The 377-nt window shown below is 68.6% G+C and carries 1 protein-coding gene; it reads left to right on the top strand.

The genetic code is table 11. The features are described from left to right. Positions 1 to 206, top strand: a 206-nt coding sequence (locus AC1U89_RS24985; RefSeq protein WP_479902303.1) for a DUF2269 family protein, incomplete at its 5' end; no start/stop codon positions are given. Positions 207 to 377 lie beyond the last annotated feature (171 nt).

Genomic DNA, 377 nt, shown 5'->3' with positions numbered 1-377 from the left:
CGCTGTACCTGTTCGCGGGCGCCTGCTGGCAGCCCGTGGTCTGGTACCAGATCCGCATGTGCCGGATGGCCAACGCCGCCCATGACAACGGCACGGCCCTCCCCGATCTCTAYTGGCACTAYGCGCGCCGCTGGGARTTGCTCGGCTATCCGGCCTTCACCGCRATGGTGGTCGTGTTCGCGCTGATGGTGATGAAGCCGCTGTAGAAGACCGGCACGCCTGCGCATCCCCCGCACAAATCCTGTGCGGGGGATGGCGTTGTGGGGTGCACCGCCGGGCGCACCACCGAACTGGCTACCCGGCGGCCTCAGGCGGCCTCAGGTGGCTTACGGCGGCTTACGGCGGCTTACGGCGGCTTACGGCGCCAGGCGCCTGAC

The organism is Caulobacter sp. 05T431 (assembly GCF_056665975.1).
The sequence above is the reverse complement of the archived record's forward strand: the minus strand, read 5'-3'. Positions and strand labels throughout refer to the sequence as shown.